At 40.0% G+C, this 19,330-nt stretch carries 14 protein-coding genes; 6 read left to right on the plus strand and 8 right to left on the minus strand.

Going from position 1 to position 19,330, the window contains the following annotated elements:
- Positions 1–243 precede the first annotated feature (243 nt).
- Positions 244–2,817 carry an ATP-dependent chaperone ClpB gene (clpB, locus tag QMF79_RS06830; RefSeq protein WP_281773237.1) on the plus strand — a complete coding sequence of 858 codons (2,574 nt, stop codon included), beginning with the start codon at positions 244–246 and terminating at the stop codon, positions 2,815–2,817.
- A gap of 110 nt (positions 2,818–2,927) precedes the next feature.
- Here the strand turns inward: clpB and yacG are convergent, their stop codons facing one another.
- From yacG to QMF79_RS06860, 6 genes are all read right to left on the minus strand, one after another.
- Positions 2,928–3,113: a DNA gyrase inhibitor YacG gene (gene yacG / locus QMF79_RS06835; protein WP_281773238.1), complete on the minus strand. Its 186-nt coding sequence runs from the start codon at positions 3,111–3,113 to the stop codon at positions 2,928–2,930.
- Complete coding sequence (gene coaE / locus QMF79_RS06840) at positions 3,101–3,727, minus strand: dephospho-CoA kinase (protein ID WP_281773239.1); 627 nt, start codon at positions 3,725–3,727, stop codon at positions 3,101–3,103. The genes yacG and coaE overlap by 13 nt, the downstream gene beginning before the upstream one ends.
- 20 nt (positions 3,728–3,747) lie before the next feature.
- On the minus strand, positions 3,748–4,374 hold the full coding sequence (locus tag QMF79_RS06845) for a prepilin peptidase (protein WP_281773240.1): 627 nt from the start codon (positions 4,372–4,374) through the stop codon (positions 3,748–3,750).
- Positions 4,375–4,393: 19 nt separating this feature from the next.
- Positions 4,394–5,590: a type II secretion system F family protein gene (locus QMF79_RS06850; protein WP_281773241.1), complete on the minus strand. Its 1,197-nt coding sequence runs from the start codon at positions 5,588–5,590 to the stop codon at positions 4,394–4,396.
- Positions 5,583–6,968 carry a GspE/PulE family protein gene (locus QMF79_RS06855; protein ID WP_281773242.1) on the minus strand — a complete coding sequence of 462 codons (1,386 nt, stop codon included), beginning with the start codon at positions 6,966–6,968 and terminating at the stop codon, positions 5,583–5,585. Before QMF79_RS06855 ends, QMF79_RS06850 begins: the two co-directional genes overlap by 8 nt.
- 67 nt (positions 6,969–7,035) lie before the next feature.
- Entirely contained in the window at positions 7,036–7,503 is a 468-nt protein-coding gene (locus tag QMF79_RS06860; RefSeq protein ID WP_281773243.1) for a pilin, read from the minus strand.
- A 192-nt stretch (positions 7,504–7,695) separates the two neighbouring features.
- Between QMF79_RS06860 and radA the strand changes: the two genes are divergently transcribed.
- Together radA and QMF79_RS06870 are read left to right on the plus strand one after the other, a co-directional pair.
- On the plus strand, positions 7,696–9,075 hold the full coding sequence (radA, locus tag QMF79_RS06865; protein WP_281773244.1) for a DNA repair protein RadA: 1,380 nt from the start codon (positions 7,696–7,698) through the stop codon (positions 9,073–9,075).
- A 14-nt stretch (positions 9,076–9,089) separates the two neighbouring features.
- Positions 9,090–9,980, plus strand: coding sequence for an ATP-grasp domain-containing protein (locus QMF79_RS06870; RefSeq protein WP_281773262.1), 891 nt, complete (start codon positions 9,090–9,092; stop codon positions 9,978–9,980).
- Between the two features lies 1 nt (position 9,981).
- Here the strand turns inward: QMF79_RS06870 and rlmD are convergent, their stop codons facing one another.
- Positions 9,982–11,316: a 23S rRNA (uracil(1939)-C(5))-methyltransferase RlmD gene (rlmD, locus tag QMF79_RS06875; protein ID WP_281773245.1), complete on the minus strand. Its 1,335-nt coding sequence runs from the start codon at positions 11,314–11,316 to the stop codon at positions 9,982–9,984.
- A 156-nt stretch (positions 11,317–11,472) separates the two neighbouring features.
- Here rlmD and rapA point away from each other — a divergent pair, with 156 nt between their 5' ends.
- The 3 genes from rapA (at position 11,473) to thrS (ending at position 17,200) form a co-directional block, all read left to right on the plus strand.
- Positions 11,473–14,382 carry an RNA polymerase-associated protein RapA gene (rapA, locus tag QMF79_RS06880; RefSeq protein WP_281773246.1) on the plus strand — a complete coding sequence of 970 codons (2,910 nt, stop codon included), beginning with the start codon at positions 11,473–11,475 and terminating at the stop codon, positions 14,380–14,382.
- A 2-nt stretch (positions 14,383–14,384) separates the two neighbouring features.
- Positions 14,385–15,053, plus strand: a complete 669-nt coding sequence (gene rluA / locus QMF79_RS06885) for a bifunctional tRNA pseudouridine(32) synthase/23S rRNA pseudouridine(746) synthase RluA (protein WP_281773247.1) — start codon at positions 14,385–14,387, stop codon at positions 15,051–15,053.
- A gap of 215 nt (positions 15,054–15,268) precedes the next feature.
- On the plus strand, positions 15,269–17,200 hold the full coding sequence (thrS, locus tag QMF79_RS06890) for a threonine--tRNA ligase (RefSeq protein ID WP_281773248.1): 1,932 nt from the start codon (positions 15,269–15,271) through the stop codon (positions 17,198–17,200).
- Between the two features lie 324 nt (positions 17,201–17,524).
- Here the strand turns inward: thrS and QMF79_RS06895 are convergent, their stop codons facing one another.
- Complete coding sequence (locus QMF79_RS06895; RefSeq protein WP_281773249.1) at positions 17,525–19,297, minus strand: AMP-dependent synthetase/ligase; 1,773 nt, start codon at positions 19,295–19,297, stop codon at positions 17,525–17,527.
- Between the last annotated feature and the right edge of the window lie 33 nt (positions 19,298–19,330).

Consider the following 19,330-nt stretch of genomic DNA (forward strand, 5'->3'; position numbering starts at 1 on the left):
GTTTTCATTGTAATTCATACCCCTTAAAGGGTAATAGATGCTAGTCTAACGATTTAAGAATAAAATTTCTTGATAATGATCAACTTCTTAACATTTGCTAGCATAAAAAGAAAATAAACGCAAAAAAATGTGATCTAGTTCACATTTTTCTCTTGAAATTCATTTGTCAAGCTCCATTTAGTGTAATACTAAAGTTTCACGCTAATGTGAAACGGGTACAAATTCAAATAAAGAGGAAAGAATATGAACTTTGAAAAATTCACAACAAAATTACAAGAAGCCTTAGCTGAAGCTCAGTCTTTAGCCGTCGGCAAAGATAACGGATACATTGAACCAGCCCATTTACTTTATGCTTTATTAAAACAAGCAGATGGTTCAATTGCTCCACTTTTTACTGCATTAAACGTTCAACCAAAACAGTTAGAAAGTGAATTATCCGCAATTTTAGACCGCTTACCACAAGTTCAGGGTGGCACAACACAACTTTCGCAACAAACTATTCGCTTATTAAATCAAGCAGATAAATTATCACAACAATTCGGCGATAGTTTTATTTCATCTGAATTGTTCGTACTTGCCGCCATCGATGACAATGGCGATTTAGGCAAATTATTGAAAAAACTTGGCTTAACAAAAGAAAAAATTACACAAGCAATTAGCCAAATTCGTGGGGGAGAAGCCGTGAATAATCAAAACGCAGAAGAAACCAGACAAGCATTACAAAAATATACTATTGATCTAACTGAACGTGCCAAAGCAGGCAAATTAGATCCTGTGATTGGTCGTGATGAAGAGATCCGCCGTGCAGTGCAAGTACTACAACGCCGAACTAAAAATAACCCAGTGTTAATTGGTGAACCAGGGGTGGGTAAAACTGCGATTGTAGAAGGTTTAGCACAACGTATTGTAAACGGTGAAGTGCCTGAAGGATTGAAAAACAAACGTGTGCTTTCCCTTGATATGGGAGCATTGATTGCAGGAGCAAAATATCGCGGTGAGTTTGAAGAACGCTTAAAAGCGGTCTTAAATGAGCTAGCAAAAGAAGAAGGGCAGGTAATCCTCTTTATTGATGAAATTCACACAATGGTCGGTGCAGGCAAAACTGACGGTGCAATGGATGCAGGCAACTTGCTCAAACCTTCTCTTGCTCGCGGTGAATTGCACTGTGTTGGGGCGACAACCTTAGACGAATATCGCCAATATATTGAAAAAGACGCAGCATTAGAACGTCGTTTCCAAAAAGTATTAGTTGATGAACCAAGTGTTGAAGATACGATCGCAATTTTGCGTGGTTTAAAAGAGCGTTATGAAATCCATCACCACGTTCAAATTACCGACCCTGCAATTGTAGCGGCAGCAGTGCTTTCGCACCGTTACATCAGCGACCGTCAATTGCCAGATAAAGCCATCGACTTAATTGATGAAGCAGCATCTAGCTTACGTATGGAAATTGATTCTAAACCAGAACCGCTAGATAAATTGGAACGCCGTATTATTCAATTAAAATTGGAACGCCAAGCGTTACAAAAAGAAGAAGATGAAGCGAGCCGCCAACGCCTTGCAAAATTAGATGAAGAATTGACCGCTAAAGAGCGTGAATACTCTGAATTAGAAGAAGTCTGGAAAGCAGAAAAATCTGCATTACTAGGTACACAGCACATTAAAACTGAGTTAGAAAACGCACGTATTGCGATGGATCAGGCTCGCCGTGAAAATAACTTTGAGAAAATGTCTGAGTTACAATATGGCAAAATCCCTGCACTTGAAAAACAATTGCAAGAAGCGGTAAAACAGGAAGAAGAAGGCGGCGAAAACCACTTACTCCGCACTAAAGTAACTGATGAAGAAATCGCGGAAGTGCTTTCTAAAGCAACAGGTATTCCTGTGTCTAAAATGATGGAAGGCGAAAAAGACAAATTACTTCGTATGGAAAGTGTATTACACGCTCGTGTGATTGGTCAAAATGAAGCGGTAGAAGCGGTCGCAAATGCCATTCGCCGTAGCCGTGCTGGCTTATCAGATCCGAACAAACCGATTGGTTCGTTCTTGTTCCTTGGTCCAACTGGGGTAGGTAAAACTGAACTTTGCAAAACTTTGGCGAATTTCTTATTTGACGATCCTGATGCGATGGTGCGCATTGATATGTCGGAATTTATGGAAAAACATAGCGTTTCACGTTTAGTCGGTGCTCCTCCAGGTTATGTGGGTTATGAAGAAGGCGGTTACTTAACTGAAGCCGTTCGCCGTCGCCCATACTCTGTGGTGTTATTGGACGAAGTGGAAAAAGCCCACCCAGATGTGTTCAACATCTTGCTTCAAGTGTTAGATGATGGACGCTTAACAGATGGACAAGGCAGAACCGTAGATTTCCGCAATACCGTGGTGATTATGACCTCAAACTTAGGCTCACACCTCATTCAAGAAATGCCAAATGCAACCTATGGCGAATTGAAAGAAGTGGTGATGTCGGTGGTAAGCCAACACTTCCGCCCAGAGTTCATCAACCGTATTGATGAAACCGTCGTGTTCCACTCACTTGGTCAAGAACACATTCGTTCAATTGCACGCATTCAATTAGAACGTTTGATCAAACGTATGGCAGAGCGTGGCTATGAAGTGACCATCACCGACGCAGCCATCGACCATATTGGCAAAGCAGGTTTCGACCCATTGTTCGGCGCACGCCCACTTAAACGTGCAATCCAACAAGAGCTTGAAAACCCACTTGCTCAACAAATTCTCGGCGGTAAATTATTACCAAGCCGACCTGTTGTGGTGGATTATCAAGATGAAAAACTAGTGATTGAAAATCAATAGGGATAAAAAAGGGAGTAAATTATTTTGCTCTCTTTTACTTTTTTATAAGTGATTGGTTATTTCTAAATATAGTCATCTAAAAATATATAGCTACTTTACTAGGGGAGTTTTTAATATTTCTCTAAGTCTTCAGAGAACATATCATATTCAACACCTACAATACGTTTTTCTTCATTAGCCCATTCACCAAAATCAATGAGTTTACAACGTTTACTACAAAATGGGCGATATTTATTCTCGGCTTTCCATTCTACTTTTTTCTGACAAGTTGGACATTCTACGACTAATTCTGACATTGCTTTTCCTCTGCTTTTTTCAAATAAATTTGGTGAAGTTCATTTATTTGTTTTTTTATTTTTTCTAAATTTTGTTCAAGCGGTTGATTATTATCAATAATATCATCGGCATAACTTAATCTCTTTTCTCTTGAAACTTGTGATGCCATAATATTTTGAATTATCTCTGCTTTATTGTTATCGCGTTTTGTGGCTCTTTCTATTTGTGTTTCAGGCAATACATCCACAACTAAAATACGATCACATAAATGGATCAAATTATTTTCAATCAATAATGGCACCATTAAAATTACATAAGGCTGCTGGCATTGTTCCACTTGAGCAAGCATTTCATTTCTAATAGCAGGGTGAAGCAATTGATTTAGCCACGTTTTTTCATTAGGATGAGAGAAAATAATTTCGCGTAATTTAGCTCGATTTAGCTCCTCTTGTTCTGTAAGAACATCAATACCAAAATGAGAGACTAATTCTGCTAATAATGGTGAGCCTTTTTCAACGACTTGACGGGCAATAATATCGGCATCAATCACAGGCACTCCAAGCACTGAAAATAGATTGCCAATGGTGCTTTTCCCACTTCCAATACCGCCCGTTAATCCAACAACATAAGGCATTTTTTATCCTCAATTTATGATTAGTTGAGGTAAATTATAATAAAAGTTGCCATACTAATAAACGGAATAAAAGGCAATTTTTGCCGTTTTTGCGAAGTAATGTATCGTTCTGCTAGGCAGTATGTTATTCCTAACATTGAGGCAATAAGCACGAGTTGTAACATCTGATCTAATGTAAAAAGAGGAGATAAAGCGATTAATAATAAACTGTCTCCCAGCCCAAAACCTTCCTTTTTTAGAAGGAAAATAGAGAAAAAGTGAATAAAAATAAAGAAAAGGACCGTAAAATAGAATGTCTCTAAATTTCCTTTATAGAGTGTGAGTAAAAATAAAATAGCTAAATAACGAATATCAGTAAGATAATAAAGTATATCCAATACGCTAAGAAAACATAAAATAATTATTACGACTGAAATAAGATAATTTTGATTCAACAATGTTATTAAAGGAAAAATAAAGTAAAACAGAATAGATAATTTACTCTGTTTTGCTTTTAAATTAGATTTTTTTTCAAAATCACTATAATCTAGCTGAAAATCCACTAGAGAATAAAATTCATCATAAGTTTGTTGATTTATTCGCTTGGCAAATAGAGGAATTTCTTTTCTAAACCAGAAAGCGAATAATATAGCGGTTAAAATTTCCAAAAACTTTACTAAATTCATTTTATTCAACTAAAGAACCCATATCAAAAATTGGCAAATAAAGCCCAACAATAATAGTGCCAACAATGCCACCGAGAATCACCATCAATGCTGGCTCAAGCAGCTGAGATAAAATATCAAGCTGATCATCTAATTTCTTTTTATAGATTTGGCTAACATATTCGCTCATTTCAGCCAATTTTCCGCTTCGTTCACCAACAGATAACATTTGCACGGTCTGGCTTTCAAATACATCCGTGTTTAAACATTCGGAAAAAGCGTAACCCTGTTTAATCAGCGTTAATACCGACTGACACTCTTTTTGTAAAATAGGATCAGCTTGTTTATTTGATACAAAAGTTTCTAAAATAAGATCTAACCGAAGGCTGGCATTCAGCATTAAGGCTACATTTTGAGTAAAATAAATAATGCGTGATTGAGCTATAATATTTTTAAATACAGGAGAATTACTTAATATATGGTATTTAATTTTTGTGATTATCGTTGTTTTTTTAGCTAAAAAGGAGAGTAAAATGCCACTTAGCACAAATAAAAAAAGCATAAATGTATAATTATCAATCAATAAATTAGAGAGAAAAAAGAGTACCTCTGTAATAAAAGGCAATGTTTTATCTTTCGCACTATATAATTCTGCAAATTTAGGCACAATGAGTATCAACATTCCAATTGAAAGAGTTGAAGCAACAACTAATACCATTACAGGATAAAACATAATCTTCTTCACTTTCGAAAATAATTTTTCACTTTCAGATCTGGATTTAGCTATATTTTCAAGTATTATTCCTAGTTTTCCACTTATTTCTCCCATTTTGATAAGCTGAATTTCTTGACTCTCTACATAACGATTTAAATTTTCTAATGATGTTGAAAAAGAATAACCTAACTCAACTGAACGTATTATTTCTTCAAGCCACAAATATAGCTTTATATTTTGTGTGTTCTCTAAAATGAGTGACAGTGCTTGTTTTAATGGTAGTTTGGCATTGATGAGTAAAGCAAGTTGAGAGATAAGTTGAGTCACCTCTTCAGATTTTGGGTTTTTAGGTAAAATAAAATTCCGACTGATTTTAATTTGCTGAAAACCTTTTTTAATTAACCTTTGTTCTAATTCGGTTTGATTTCGAGCTAATAATTTCCCTTTCTGTTTTTGCTGAAAACGATTAACCGCTTTCCAATGAAATTCATATACCTTAAACATAGCCTAATACTCGTTGTATTTCTGATAAATTAGTTTTATTTTCTTGATATTTTTGTATTGCACTTTCCGCTAAAGTAGAAAAATCTAAACAAGCGGTCGATTTTTCAAATTCTTTTCCATTTTTTGACAGTAATTGATACACACCAATTCGTCCTTTGTAGCCCTGATAACAATGCTCACAGCCATTGCCTTGACAATGCGTGCAGATTTTTCTAACTAGGCGTTGAGCAATCACCAATTGTAAGCTGTTTCTTAATTCAAACTCTTTAATTCCAAGTTGCAAAAGGCGTTCCACTGCTGATGGTGCATCGTTAGTGTGAAGCGTTGAAAGCACTAAATGCCCTGTTTGTGAGGCTCGAAGTGCCATTTGAGCACTTTCTTCATCTCGAATTTCACCAAACATAATAATATCGGGATCTTGACGTAAAAAGGTGCGTAATAATTGGCTGAAATCTAACCCAATACCACGATCAACTTGCGTTTGAATGATGCCTTCAATCTCTATTTCTATTGGATCTTCAGCAGTTAGAATATGTTTTTCACTCTGATTTAAATAACTAAGTGCACTATATAATGTAATACTTTTTCCGCTACCTGTTGGGCCTGTTACCAATATTAAACCTTGTGGTTGATTTAATGCATCTAATAAAATTGTTTTCTGGTTTTGATTAAATCCAAGTTCTAAAAAATCTAAATCAATAGGTTTATTTTTTTGCAAACGCAGTACTATTTTTTCACCAAAATTAGTTGGCAATGTAGAAACACGAAAATCTAAAGTGTCAGAAATTTTTGTTTTAAAGTGGAATTGTCCATCTTGCGGTAAACGAGTTTCGCTAATATCTAATTTTGCGAGAATTTTTAATCTGGAAATAATTCGACTAGATAAATTCAGAGATAGCGTTTTATAAATATGCAAAACGCCATCAATCCGCAAGCGGATCATAAATCTATTTTTCTGTGGTTCTAAATGAATATCGGAAACATTTTTCTGTAGACAATAATTAAATAATTCATCTAGCAGATGAATTACTGGATCATTATAGTCTAATTCTACTTGCTGGTTGTTTTCTGAATAAATAATTTCTGTTGTTTCATAAATAATATCTTTTTTAGGCGAAAGCTCATTTAATAGGTATTTTAATTCCTCGGTAGAAATTAAAATGGGTTCAATCTCTTTATGAGCAATAAAGGAAAAGATCTCATAAGCGGTCAGATTATTCAAATCATCAATAGCAAGCCATAATTTCTCTTTATCTTCTTTCACGGGAATGGCTAAATAACGCAAAAGAATCGTTTTCTCTTCGCAATTTTTCTGCCATTGGCGCTCAGAGATTTCAAAAATATTTTGAGTGTTTAAATCGCAAACAGTGTAAGTCATAGTTTTTTGTTATAAGTGATTTATTAGTAAAAGAGCGGTCAAAATTGACCGCTTGAGAATGGTTCTATTAGTTTGTTGAGCTTGTAGAGCAGAAATTTGCAGGGAATAAACTTGTATCAGAGCCCGTACAAGTTGTTTTCCAACTAATCGTATTGGAGCTAAAGGTTGGCGTCATGGTATAGCCAAATCCATCAATATTGCCTTTACCTGCTACCGTAATTACCCCGCTCGCAACAGAAACAGATTTCAAGTATTTAGTTTCGTCACTTGAGGCTTTGTTTGCTTGTACACCATTTGAACCGCCTGAACAATTCGTTACCTCACCAGTGTTGTAAATGCAAACCTCTACATCGGATTTATATGAAGCAGAAGCTCTTAGCAGCTCAGAGAGAGCCGCTTTTTGCGTATAGGTGGTATAAGAAGGGATCGCAATGGTCGCTAGAATGGCAATGATGGCAATCACAATCATTAATTCAATCAAGGTAAATGCCTTTGTAGGCTTAAGAAAAAGAGGCTTTTTCGTTAAAGATTTCATTCGTTAAATTTCCTTTTAAATCAATATGCGTGTTATTCACGCCCTTAAAGTTTGCGGATTTTTTCTGTTTTGGCGAGTACCAATGTTTAAATTTTCGAGCGTGCTCGAAAAAATAAACATTTTTAGTGTTTATTCATTCAGTGTTTTTTGCTAGTATTTCGCCAATTTTTCAGTTTAGGATTGAGGTTTAATATGGCAAAAGCACCAAAAACGGCTTATGTGTGTAGCGATTGTGGCGCGGAATATTCCAAGTGGATGGGGCAATGTAAAGAGTGCTATGCGTGGAACACCATCAGCGAAATTCGTTTGGTTTCTGCCAAAGAAAGTAAAAAAAACGACCGCTTTAGTGGCTATGCGGGCGAAACTTCAGGCAAAGTGCAAGCACTCTCTGAAATCAGCTTGCAAGAAGTGCCACGTTTTAGCAGCGGATTTAATGAACTCGATCGTGTGTTGGGTGGTGGCGTTGTGCCTGGTTCAGCCATTCTGATTGGCGGTCACCCTGGGGCGGGGAAAAGTACGCTACTACTTCAAGTAATGTGCGGATTATCTAAAGAAATCCCTACGCTATATGTGACAGGTGAGGAATCACTGCAACAAGTGGCAATGCGCGCGAACCGTTTAGGCTTACCAACCGAACACCTCAAAATGCTTTCTGAAACCTCGGTTGAGCATATTTGTAACATTGCCGATCAAGAAAAACCCCAAATTATGGTGATTGACTCTATTCAAGTGATGCACCTTTCAGATATTCAATCTTCACCAGGTTCGGTTTCTCAAGTGCGTGAATGTGCTTCATTCCTCACACGCTATGCGAAAACCCGCCAAGTGGCAATTATTATGGTGGGGCACGTAACCAAAGATGGTACGCTTGCCGGTCCTAAAGTTTTAGAGCACGCAATTGATGCTTCACTCTTGTTAGAAGGTGAATCGGACTCTCGCTATCGTACCTTGCGCAGCCAAAAAAACCGTTTTGGTGCCGTAAATGAGCTAGGTGTGTTTGCGATGACGGAACAAGGACTTCGTGAAGTTAAAAATCCATCTGCAATCTTTTTAAGCCGTAGCGATGAGTTGGTTTCAGGCAGTTCTGTGGTTGTGCTTTGGGAAGGAACTCGCCCTCTCTTGGTAGAAATTCAAGCCTTAGTCGATCATTCAATGCTTGCCAACCCGCGCCGTGTTGCTGTGGGTTTAGATCACAATCGCTTATCACTATTGCTTGCTGTTTTACACCGCCACGGTGGATTGCAAATGTCAGACCAAGATGTATTTGTCAACGTAGTGGGCGGCGTAAAAGTGACGGAAACCAGTGCAGACTTAGCCTTAATTCTCGCCTTAATTTCTAGCTTTAGAAACCGACCACTTCCGCAAGATCTCGTGATATTTGGCGAAGTGGGTTTAGCGGGCGAAATTCGCCCTGTGCCAAGTGGTCAAGAACGTATTTCTGAGGCGGCTAAACACGGCTTCAAACGTGCCATTGTGCCTTTTGGGAATATGCCCAAAAAATCGATTAAGGGAATGGAAGTTTTTGGCGTGAAAAAACTCAGTGATGCGTTAGATATTTTAGGCAATTTGTAATGGCTAATTTCCCTATAAAATGGTTGATGCTCTGTCGTGAGCCACGCTTATATAGCTGCCAACGGATTAAAACTGCATGCGAACAGCGTGGCATTTTGCTCGATATCCTCGACCCAAATCGAATGCTGCTTAAACTTGCAAATGTTGAAGGAAAATCGACCGCTAGATTATTCTATCAGACGTCCGAACAAGAGTTACAGCTCGATGAATATCACGCTGTGCTTCCTCGTTTCGGAGCAACAAGCACAGAGATGGGCTGTTATGTGTTGCAGCATTTTGAAATCAAAAAAACAAAAGTACTAAATAGTGCCCAAGCTTTCCGATTAGCTCGAGACAAATGGCAAAGTTTGCAATTGCTCGTAGCTTATGGTTTGCCTATTCCCTCAACAAGTTACATTGGCGAATTAGTTAAAAGCTCTTCACAATTGGCTTTGCATTTTCCTGCAATCGTACTCAAGACATTAGTCGGTATGCAAGGTACTGGTGTAGAATTATATGAGGAGAAAAGCACAGCCTTAAATAAGCTAAAAATGCTAAAACAAGTGGGAGAAAAAGCCTTAGTACAAGATTTTATAGCCGAAACCCGAGGGCAAGATATTCGTACTTTTGTTATTGGTGATAAAGTAGTCGCAAGTATGCAACGCACAGCAGGTAATGGGGATTTTCGTGCAAATTTACACCAAGGTGGCAAAGCTGAAAGCATTGAACTGACAGAGGAAGAAAAGCAGATTGCTATTCAAGCAACAAAAGCCATTGGATTAGATGTTGCAGGCGTTGATTTAATCCGCACCAAGCAAGGCCCGATGATTCTAGAAGTGAATGCGAGCCCTGGTTTAGAAGGGATTGAAAAAGTTTCTGGCAAAGATATTGCGGGGATGATGGTCGATTATTTGCTAGGCATATAGCTTATGGATGTTTTACAAACACTGACACCGATTCCAAATGACCTGTATGCGGAAACATATCAATCATTGCTGATTTTGCTAATTTATAGCCCGCTTGAATCAGTTTCTCAGCATCTCGAACCAAAGTGGCTGGATTGCAAGAGACATAAACAATACGCTCAGGATTGAGTTCGCATAAGTGATCTAAGGCAAACAATGCACCGTTGCGGGCAGGATCTAACAACACTTTGTTGAATGGTTTATCTGCCCAAGGCTGATCGGCAAAGCGTTCATCCAAGTTGGTTTGGAAAAATTCAACATTGCTTAAGCCATTTGTTTTGGCATTCTTATTGGCTTGGGCCACCATCTCTTGCACGCCTTCTACGCCCGCAACATAATTGGCTTTTTGCGCAATCGGTAGCGTGAAATTTCCCATTCCACAGAAGAGATCTAAAATGCGATCTTGCGGTTGGATATCGAGCCAATTTAAGGCTGTTTCGACCATTTTCTGATTCAATTCACGGTTTACCTGAATAAAATCACGAATCCCGAAATGGAGCGTCAAGCCGTTGATTTTATAGTAAGGAAGCTCGCCAAACCAATGTTCTAGCTGATTTTCTTCCGTCATTACAAATAGCGAGAGTTGCTCTTTTTCTGCGAATTGAAGCAGCGTTGTGCGGTTTTTCTCATTGATTTCGCCCAAGTGGCGCAAAAACATTGCAATGCCATTATCAGTAAGCACGAGCTCAATATGCCCAAGCAATTTTTTGTTTTGCCATATCGCCACAAGCTGTTGCAGTTTCGGCAGTAAATTGGCAAGTGGTTTCTCTAAAATATCGCAACGTTCAAGCGGTATGATTTGGTTAGAATTTTGCAGCCTAAAGCCCATCACCCACTCATTTTTTTGTTGAGCAATGCTTAATCGAGTTCGGCGGCGGTAATATTTGTCGCTTCCAACAATCATAGGTTGAAAATCAATAGGTGTAGCTTGCAATTTTTGTAGGCGATGAAATAGTGCTTTTTGCTTTGCCTCGCGTTGCAATTCGAGGTTGATATGTTGCATTTGGCAGCCACCACACTTGGCATAATATTGGCAAAAAGGCGTTTGACGTTTTGCAGATTTTTCCAATATTTTGACCGCTTTCGCTCGCCCATATTGGCGTTTTTCTTCTAGCGTTTGAATTTCCACTTCTTCATCAGGCAAGGCATTTTCAATAAACCAAGTTTTGCCATTGAGTTTTGCCACGCCTAAACCTTGATAATCTAAAGATTGAATTTTGACAGTTTGACAAGCGGTGGATTTTGGAGATTTTTTTGCAGTGTGCTTTGCGGTATTTGGAGTATAAAAAAGAGCCATAAAATTGTCATGATGCTTAGCTAAAAATTATCGGTTATTCTACTAAAATTCGAACACTTCACCAAATGCCTTGCTTTGAAGGCTAATGAGTGCGTGAATGCAAGGCTTAAATTTGCTAAAATATTGCCTTAATAAATACAGAAAAAAGAGGCGAAAATGTTTGTCGTTGGGCAAAGATGGATTAGCGAATCCGAAAATAATTTAGGTTTAGGTTTAGTTTCAAACGTAGATAACCGCACGGTGACTATTCAATTCCCTGCTGCGGAAGATGAGCGAATTTATGCGGTTTCAAATGCACCGCTTACCCGCGTGCAGTTCCAAGTGGGCGATGTAATTACCGCTCAAGAAGGCTGGAAAATGCAGGTTACGCAAGTGATGGATAATCAAGGTGTGGCGTTTTATTTAGGCAAACGAACGGATAATCAAGAAGAAAGCGTTTTGCCTGAAATGTTGCTTGATCACAAAGTCAGTTTTAGCCGCCCGCAAGACCGTCTATTTTCGGCACAAATCGACCGTTCAGATCGTTTTTCGCTCCGCTATCGAGCTTTGCAGCATCAACAAGCGCAGTTCCAATCTCCGTTGCGTGGTTTGCGAGGCATTCGTGCTAGTCTGATTCCGCATCAATTGCATATTGCCAAAGAAGTGGGGCAACGTCTCTCACCACGTGTATTACTTGCTGATGAAGTGGGTTTAGGAAAAACCATCGAAGCAGGGATGATTTTACAACAACAAATTTTTGCGGGCAGAGCGGAACGCGTGTTGGTGCTTGTGCCTGAAAGCTTGCAACATCAATGGTTAGTAGAAATGCTTCGTCGTTTCAACCTGTGTTTTTCGCTGTTTGATGAAGAGCGCTGTGCCGATTTCGACAAAGCAGACGAAGAGGGCAACGACGCAAGCGAAAATCCGTTTGAAAGTGAATCAATGGTGATTGCGTCCATTGATTGGCTAGAAACCATGCCAAATCGTGCCAAACAAGTATTGGAATGCGAATGGGATATGTTGATTGTCGATGAGGCACACCATCTTGCGTGGTCGGAAGAAGCGCCTTCGGTTGCCTATCAATTGGTGGAAAAATTGGCGAAACAGATTCCGTCTGTCTTGCTACTTACCGCAACGCCTGAACAGCTTGGACAAGAGAGCCATTTTGCTCGCCTTGCCTTGTTAGATGCCGATCGTTTCTACGATTATTCCGCCTTTGAGCAGGAGCAAAATGCGTATCAACCTGTTGCAGATGCAGTGGTGACCTTGTTAAATGACAAACCGTTGAGTGATGCAGAGCAGAATGCGATTGCAGAATTATTGGGCGAAGAAGACACCGAGCCGATGTTTAAAATCATCAATAGCAAAAAATCGGCAGAATCTGACCGCTTGCAAGTTCGCCAAGAGTTGATAAAAGAGTTGATTGACCGCCACGGCACAAGCCGTGTGTTGTTCCGCAATACACGTCAAGGCGTAAAAGGCTTCCCGCACCGTGAGTATCATCAAATCAGCCTTGAATTACCGAACCAATATGCAAATGCGTTGAAAGTGATGGGCACAATGGGGGCGTTACAGATGAGCGACCGTCTTTACCCAGAACGTCTATTCCAACGTTTCAATCCAAATGCACGTTGGACAGAGTTCGACCCGCGTGTGGAATGGTTGATCACTTTCCTGAAAAATCACCGCGACGAGAAAATCTTAGTGATTTGTAAACACGCGGAAACGGCAATTGCACTTGAGCAAATTTTACGCGAGAAAGAAGCAATTCGCTCGGCGGTATTTCACGAGAAAATGTCGATTGTGGAGCGTGATAAAGCCTCTGCTTACTTTGCTCAACAAGAAGAAGGTGCGCAGGTGCTGATTAGTTCTAGCATTGGTTCAGAAGGTAGAAACTTCCAGTTTGCCAGCAATTTAGTATTGTTTGGTTTGCCGGATAATCCTGATTTATTGGAGCAAAGTATCGGGCGTTTAGACCGTATTGGTCAGAAAAACGACATCAAAATTCACGTGCCTTGTTTTGAAAATTCTGCACAAGCCGTGCTTGCCGATTGGTATCATCAAGGCTTGAACGCTTTTGAAGAAACTTGCCCAATGGGTACGGCACTTTATCGTGAATTTGGCGAAGCCTTGGGGACTTATTTCCTCAACCCACAAGCGGACGGATTTTCAGAACTAATTGCAAAAACCAATAAACGCCAAAAAGCCTTGAAAGCTGAGTTGGAACGCGGGCGAGATCGCTTGCTAGAACTGAATTCCAACGGTGGCGGGCAAGCCCAACAATTAGCCGAAGAAATTGGCAAGCAAGATAATCAACCACAATTGGTGAATTTTGCTTTAAATTTATTTGATGTAATTGGCGTGGAGCAAGAAGATTTGGGCGAGCAAAGCATCGTGATTCGCCCAACGGGGCATATGCTCGTGCCAGATTTTCCAGGACTTTCAGAAGAAGGCAATACGGTGACCTTCAACCGCCAATTGGCGTTAATGCGTGAAGAACTTGACTTTTTAACGTGGGATCACCCGATGATCCGCAACGGCATTGATTTGATTACCGCTGGCGATATTGGTAAATCTGCGGTCTCCTTACTGATTAACAAAAACTTGCCTGCCGGCACCTTGTTGCTCGAAACTATTTTTGTGGTGGAAACGCAAGCACCAAAAGGCTTGAATCTCACTCGCTTCTTGCCACCAACACCAATTCGCGTATTGATGGATGCGAAGGGTAATAATCTTGCCTCGCAAGTGTCGTTTAATGGTTTGGAAAAACAGCTCAAGCCTGTAAATCGCCAAATGGCAAACCAAATTGTGAAAATGGCACGTCGCAATATCGAGAAACTGATTCGTGTGAGCGAACAAAAAGTGGCGGAACAAGCTGCGGAAATCATTGCACAAGCGAAAGTTGAGGCGAATAGCAAATTACAAGCCGAATTACACCGCTTGGAAGCGTTGAAATCGGTGAATAAAAATATTCGTGATGATGAAATCCAAGCCCTTGAACAGCAATTGAATGAAACGCTGGCGCAGCTTGAACTGGCGAATTGGAGATTGGATAGTTTACGCGTGATTGTGAGTAATCAGGAATAATTATGGCACTTATCGAATACTACCCACCGCTTGAACCTTTTTTAGATGAGGTTTACCGCGATAACCATATTTTAGTGATCAACAAACCGAGCGGATTACTTTCCGTTCCAGGTAATCGTCCCGAATATTTTGACAGTGCAATGACCCGCGTGCAGAAAAAATATGGCTTTACCGAACCTGCTCACCGTTTGGATATGGCAACAAGCGGTATTTTATTGTTTGCATTAAGCAAAGTGGCAGAAAAAGAGTTGAAACGCCAATTTCGCGAACGTGAGCCGAAAAAGCATTATATTGCGCTGTTATGGGGCAAATTAGGCGAGAAAGTGGGCGATACGGGCGAGATGAATTTCCCACTAATTTGCGACTGGGAAAATCGCCCACGTCAAAAAATCTGCTACGAACGTGGTAAAAAAGCGATTACCCATTATGAAGTGTTAGCGCATTTGCCAAACAATACCACGAGAGTAAAACTTACTCCAATTACAGGGCGTTCTCACCAGTTGCGTGTACACTCTTTGGCGCTAGGGCATCCCATTCTAGGTGATAAATTCTATGCTAACCCACTAGCAAAAAGCCTTGCCCCAAGACTTTGCTTACACGCTGAAAGTTTAACCATTACGCATCCTATTACGGGCGAGAGAATGACGTTTACGGCGGAGGCTGAGTTTTGAGTTATATAACAAAAAAATAGCTTAAATTAGAAAGATTATTTTTTGTCATCTTTATGCTAAAATACCCCCGCTCTTATTCCCCATTAGTACGGGAAATAATGCGCATTGCAAATCAAACTAAGAAATTGACCGCTTGCAAGCGGTTTTTTCTTTCGAATTTTTTTCAAATTTAACAAGTAGCCTGTCGTATGGGTTACCACTGTAAGGATAAAAAAATGCCAATTATTACTTTACCAGATGGCTCACAACGCCAATTTGACAATCCTATTTCTGTTTTAGAGGTTGCCCAATCTATCGGTGCGGGGCTTGCCAAAGCGACTATCGCGGGTCGTGTAAACGGTGAACGCCGTGATGCGTGCGATCTTATCGATCAAGATGCAACATTAGAAATCATTACCGCAAAAGATGAAGACGGTTTAGAAATTATCCGCCACTCTTGTGCTCACTTGCTTGGTCACGCTATCAAACAATTATTCCCAGACGTGAAAATGGCAATCGGTCCAACGATTGAAAACGGCTTCTATTACGATGTGGATTTAGATCGCTCTTTAACCCAAGAAGATATTGATGCGATTGAAAAACGTATGCTTGAGTTGGCAAAAACCAACTATGATGTGGTGAAAAAACGCGTGAGCTGGCAAGAAGCCCGCGACACTTTCGAGCAACGTGGCGAGCCATACAAAATGGCGATTTTAGATGAAAACATTGAACGCACCGCAACGCCTGCGTTATATCATCACCAAGAATATATTGATATGTGTCGTGGCCCACATGTGCCAAATATGCGTTTCTGCCACCACTTCAAACTTCAAAAAGTGGCGGGGGCTTACTGGCGAGGCGACAGCAAAAACAAAATGTTGCAACGTATTTACGGCACAGCTTGGGCGGATAAAAAACAATTAGCCGAATATTTACAACGCTTAGAAGAAGCGGCAAAACGCGACCACCGTAAAATCGGTAAAGCGTTAGACTTATACCATATGCAAGAAGAAGCACCAGGTATGGTGTTCTGGCATAATGATGGCTGGACGATTTTCCGCGAGCTTGAAACTTTCGTGCGTACCAAATTAAAAGAGTACGATTACCAAGAGGTGAAAGGTCCGTTTATGATGGATCGCGTGTTATGGGAAAGAACTGGTCACTGGCAAAACTACGCCGATTTAATGTTCACCACACAATCTGAAAACCGAGAATATGCAATCAAACCGATGAACTGCCCAGGTCACGTTCAGATCTTCAACCAAGGCTTGAAATCTTACCGCGACTTACCAATTCGTATGGCAGAATTTGGTTCTTGTCATCGTAATGAGCCATCAGGTTCTTTACACGGTTTGATGCGTGTGCGTGGATTCACCCAGGATGATGCCCACATTTTCTGTACCGAAGATCAGATCGAATCTGAGGTAACCAGCTGCATCCGTATGGTTTACGATATTTACAGTACTTTCGGCTTTACAAACATTGCTGTGAAACTTTCAACTCGCCCTGAAAACCGCATCGGTTCAGATGAAATGTGGGATCGTGCTGAAGCAGGCTTAGCCGCAGCATTAGCACACAACAGTTTAGAATACGAAATTCAAGAAGGTGAAGGTGCATTCTATGGCCCGAAAATTGAGTTCGCATTGCGTGACTGCTTAGGCCGTGAATGGCAATGTGGTACGGTGCAATTAGACTTTGCATTACCAGGTCGCTTAGATGCCTCTTATGTGGCGGAAGACAATGGTCGCCGCACACCTGTGATGATCCACCGTGCTATTTTAGGTTCTATCGAGCGTTTCATCGGTATCATCACCGAAGAATATGCAGGCTTCTTCCCTGCGTGGTTAGCACCAACGCAAGCGGTGGTCATGAACATCACCGACAGCCAAGCAGACTATGTGCAACAAGTGATGAAAACCTTATCTGATGCAGGCTTACGCGTGAAAGCAGACCTTCGTAACGAAAAAGTGGGCTTTAAAATCCGCGAACATACCTTACGCCGTGTGCCATATATGCTTGTATGTGGAGATAAAGAGATCGCAGAAGGTAAAATCGCCGTGCGTACTCGTAAAGGCGCAGATTTAGGCACTTTCAAGGTTGAAGAATTTGCAGAGATCTTGAAAAACCAAGTACGTGGGCGTGAGCTTAAATTGTTAGGCGAAGAATAGCCAGAAGTTATATTTAGATATAACCAATCACTCATAAAAAGGTATAGTAGACAAAAGAGTTGTTAATGTTTATTTTTCAAAATATTAGCAACTCTTTTTATTTAAAAAATCCTCATATTTTATAAACCAAGCATATAAACGACGAGAAAAGTCATTTTTTGAACTTTTTACCAATAATTTTGCCATTATTTTCAATGCTTCACCCGATTGTGGCTGAGATTTTTTCCTTAAATTCTGTATCACTATAGCCACCATATAAAACTGACTCATCTTTTAAAAAATGGGCCTAAAACCTTGTGCTATAAGACTTTAAGCCAATTTTTATTAAACATACATTTTCTCAATCTGCTCTCGATAACGCTGCATAATCACCTTGCGGCGTAATTTCAGCGTTGGCGTGATCTCTTCCATCGCTTGGCTAAAAGCTTGGGGTAGAAGCGTGAATTTTTTAACTTGCTCAAAACTTGCTAGCTCTTTCTGCACTTCGTGTAAGCGCTTTTCAAACATCTGGATAATTTCAGAGTGCTTAATCAGCTCTAATCTATCCTGATATTTAATATTCAACTGCTTCGCATACTCTTCAAGGCTATCAAAGCATGGCACAATCAAGGCAGAAACATATTTTTTCGCATCAGCAATAATCGCAATTTGCTCAATAAATTTATCTTTGCCGATTTTCCCTTCAATATATTGTGGTGCGATATATTTGCCATTTGAAGTTTTCATTAACTCTTTAATACGGTCGGTAATGTGCAAATTGCCGTGCTCATCTATCTCGCCTGCATCTCCCGTTTTTAAGAAGCCATCGGCTGTAAAGGCATTAGCGCTTTCTTCAGGCTTTTTATAATAGCCTCGCATGACCATTCCGCCACGGACTAAAATTTCGTTATTTTCGCCAATTTTCACTTCCGTATTTGGCATTAATTTACCAATGGAATTAGGGTTGAAACCGTGATCTTCCCAGCAAGAAACGGTTGCGGTGGTTTCAGTCATTCCATAGCCTAATTTGACATTCACGCCTAAGCTATGGAAAAACTTACCGATGGTAGGTTCTAATTTCGCTCCGCCACAAGGCATCATTCGTACTTGTCCACCTAATAAGGCACGTAGTTTTGAAAGCACAAGTTTGTCTGCCCATTTATGTTGCCATTTTAACCAGCGAGAAGGTTTGGCAGATTGATAATGTTTTTCGCCCGCTTGTATCGCCCAATGGAAAAGCGTTCTGCGGATAAATGGTGCTTTTTCAACCTTATCTAACACCGCAGCATAAATTTTTTCATAGAATCGAGGTACAGCACACATCACCGTAGGTTTGATTTCAACCAGTGCTTGACGAATTTGGTCGGTATTTTCTAAATAGCAGTTAGTTGCCCCACGATGGAAAATATAGGCAACCCAAGCACGTTCGAAAATATGTGAAAGCGGTAAAAATGAGAGTGAAATATCTTGCTCGCTAATATTGAGAGCCTGATCATGCGATTGAAGCTGATGAGCCAAATTTGCATAATCCAACATCACACCTTTTGGATCGCCCGTTGTGCCAGAGGTATAAATCAGCGTAAAGAGATCATCCAAACGTTTCGATGCAAGACGAGCTTCAAGTACGACCATATTTTTGTCAACTTGAATGAAGTTTTCCCAATAGCAAGCGAGAGGATGATTATGAAGATTGATACTTGATTTCATTGCCACAATGTTGATTAATTGTGTACAGTTGTTCGCTATTTGAATAGCACAATCCATTTGAGCTTGTTCGCCCACAAAGAGAATTCTAATATCAGCATCGTTGATAATATATTCAACTTGTGAAGGCGTGTTGGTGGCGTAAATTGGCACGGTCACAACACGTGCTTGCATTGCCCCAAAATCGGCAATGCTCCAGCGTGGCATATTGTTTGCAAAAATACCAATTTTATCTTGAATTTCAATACCTTGAGTAATTAAAGCAAGCGAGATGTTATCAATCTCTTGTTGAAAGGTTGACCATTCCATATTGCACCATTTTCCTTGTTCTTGGAAACGTAAAGCGGTGCAATTTGCGAAATTTTTTGCTTGAAAACGAAGACGGTTAACAAAATGAAAATCTAAAGCAGACATCTAATAATACCTTAATATTTCAGCTAACAATTG

Source organism: Pseudohaemophilus parahaemolyticus, from assembly GCF_938021905.1.
Lineage (GTDB): Bacteria > Pseudomonadota > Gammaproteobacteria > Enterobacterales > Pasteurellaceae > Haemophilus_A > Haemophilus_A parahaemolyticus_B.